This is a genomic window from Micromonospora sp. MH33, from assembly GCF_003013775.1.
In the GTDB taxonomy this organism is placed as follows: domain Bacteria; phylum Actinomycetota; class Actinomycetes; order Mycobacteriales; family Micromonosporaceae; genus Micromonospora; species Micromonospora fulviviridis.
In genome coordinates, this window is the sequence record NZ_MUYZ01000541.1 from 1 (window position 1) to 2,447 (window position 2,447).

Annotated in this window: 3 protein-coding genes and 1 pseudogene; 1 reads left to right on the forward strand and 3 read right to left on the reverse strand. The window is 77.7% G+C overall.

Going from position 1 to position 2,447, the window contains the following annotated elements:
• From B0E53_RS35500 to B0E53_RS35510, 3 genes are all read right to left on the reverse strand, one after another.
• Positions 1-497: hypothetical protein (locus B0E53_RS35500; protein WP_210406348.1), on the reverse strand; the 497-nt coding region annotated here is incomplete at its 3' end.
• Positions 498-510: 13 nt separating this feature from the next.
• On the reverse strand, positions 511-1,176 hold the full coding sequence (locus B0E53_RS35505) for a response regulator transcription factor (RefSeq protein ID WP_107079828.1): 666 nt from the start codon (positions 1,174-1,176) through the stop codon (positions 511-513).
• Positions 1,177-1,218: 42 nt separating this feature from the next.
• Positions 1,219-2,064, reverse strand: a complete 846-nt coding sequence (locus B0E53_RS35510) for a DUF3152 domain-containing protein (protein WP_246835769.1) — start codon at positions 2,062-2,064, stop codon at positions 1,219-1,221.
• A gap of 165 nt (positions 2,065-2,229) precedes the next feature.
• Between B0E53_RS35510 and B0E53_RS35515 the strand changes: the two are divergent.
• A pseudogene (locus B0E53_RS35515) lies at positions 2,230-2,447 on the forward strand (hypothetical protein); the annotation flags it as partial.

Sequence of the window (2,447 nt, forward strand, 5' to 3'; positions counted from 1 at the left end):
CGCCGCGCCAGCAGCGCGGCCGCGACCAGTGCACCGGCCAGGCCGGCCAGCTCGGCCACGAGCAGCGCCACGGCGAGCTGGCCCTGCCGCCGGCGCAGCGGCGCGAGGTCGGCGGCGACCGCCCAGCGGCTGCCGTCCGCCCGTTCGGCGACCAGCACACGGATCCGCTGATCGTCCCGGGTGCCGGTCTCGTACCGACCGGGCGGTCGCCCGACCGCGCCGTCCAGGATCCGGACCAGCTCCGGGGACGCGCTCCTGGTCACCTCGACCGCCGCCGTACCGGGGCGCTGCCGGGCCAGGAACTGTCCGGGCGGCGGGTCGTCCACGTCCTCGGCCGCCGCCAGCACCTCGGTCAGCCCGACGTCCAGCGCCCGGGACTCCTGTCGGCTGGTGAGCACGAACATCAGCGCGCCGACCAGCAGCAGGACGATCCCGATCACCCCGGCGGTCTGGGCCACGCTGGTTCGCCGGGCGCGGTCCAGCCGGGCCTCGTCCACGCCGCTGCCCGCCTCAGCCCGGTCCGAGCCGGTAGCCCAGCCCGTGCACCGTACGGACGGCGTCCCGGCCCAGCTTTCGGCGCAGGTGGTGGACGCAGGCGTCGACGGTGCCCGGCGCGTCGGCGTTGTCGAAGGCGGCGCTGAGCAGCTCGGCCCGGGTGAAGACCTTCGACGGCCGGCCGGCGAGGGCGTGCAGCACGGCGAACTCGCGGGCGGAGAGCGGGATCTCCCCGGCGCCGTCGAGCACCCGCCGGTTGTCGACGTCCAGCCGGCGCCGCCCGAGCGACAGCCAGCCGGCCGCCTCCGGGTGCCGGCGGCGCAGCGCCCGGAGCCGGGCCAGCAGCTCGGCCACCTCGAACGGCTTGACCAGGTAGTCCTCCGCACCCGCGTCCAGCCCCTCCACCCGGTCGTCGACCGATCCCCGGGCGGTCAGCAGCAGCACCGGGCAGGCCACGCCGCGGGCGCGCAGCCGGACCACCAGCGCCAACCCGTCCAGAGCCGGCAGCCCCCGGTCGACCACCATGAGCTGGTAGTCGCGGGTCAGCGCGTGGTGCAGGCCGCTGTGCCCGTCGCCGGCCACGTCGACCTCGTACCCCTCCTCGGTGAACAGGTCGGCGAGCAGGCCGGTGAGGGCACGGTCGTCCTCGACCAGCAGCAGGCGGGGGCGGACGCTCTCCACCCGCCCAGTATTCACCCCTCTGTGACTACTCCAGCTCGGCGCTCAGTCCTCGGCCGGGATCGGGTCGTCGTACTGGCCGGACGGGCCGCTGTGCGGCGCGCCGTCCACCAGGGGCCAGGCGTTCGGGGTGCAGCCGTGCAGGCCGAGCGTCTGCTGCTCCATCACCGGCGCCGGGCCGCCGCCCCGGGGGCAGAGTTCGTGACCCCGGCCGAGCCGGTGCCCGACCTCGTGGTTGAGCAGGTACTGGCGGTAGCGGCCGAGGTCGCGGAAGTGCGGCACGCCGTGCACCCAGCGGGCCACGTTGATCACCACCTGGTCGCCGTTGCGGCAGGAGGTGTAGCGGTCCGTGGTGTCGGCGCAGAGCCGGCCCCGGGTCACCGGCGTGGTCAGCAGCACGGTGAAGTCGGCCCGGTCGTCGCGCCCCACCCGTTGCAGCCGCCACCGGCCGTCGCCGGTCCAGCCGCGGGGGTCGGCCAGGGTCGCCGCCACCTCCCGGGCGAAGCGCTCCACGTCGACGTTGCGGATGCCGTCCTCCACGGCGACCCGGTAGCGGAGCAGCTCGCCACCGCGGCCGGCCACGGCGCCGACGCCGGTGGCGGTGCGGAAGGCGCCCGTACCCCGGGCCGGGTAGCTGATGCCGGGCGGCACCCGGCCGGCGGCGGGGACGGGCGGCGCGGCGCGCGGGGTCACCGCCGGGCGGGCCGTTCCGGCAGCCGGGGCGCCGGCCCGCACGCCGGCCGCGACCAGCAGGTCCGGGTGCCGCCGGGCGGCGTACCCGCCGGCGCCGAGGCCGGCCGCGACCAGCAGCACCACCAGGGTCAGCGTGCCGGCGCGGGACGCCCGCCGCCGGCGGTGCAGACCCCGGTCCCGCCCACCCCGCCCGCCCACGCCGATCTCCGTCCGTCGCGCCGCCCCGGTCCGGCCAGGAGTACGGACGCCGGGCCCGGACGGATGAACGGGTGAGCGCGCTCACGGGTCGGGGAAGCTTCCGCGCCGGTACCGTTCGTTCCCGGGTGCGCGACCCGCCACCTGCCGCCAGAGAGGGAGCCACCCGTGCCGGACGCCGAACAGGTGCTCGCCGACGCCCTCGCGGCGGCGCGCGGCACCGACGTACGCGCAGCCGAACGGGCCCTGGACCGGCTGGTGGTCGGCGACCCGCCGGCGGTGGACGCGGCGCTGCTCGCCCGGCTGACCCACGGCGTGGCGCGGCTCTGGCCGCGCGGCTGGCAGCCCGTCGACCTGGAACGGCTCGCCACCCGGCGGCTGACCCC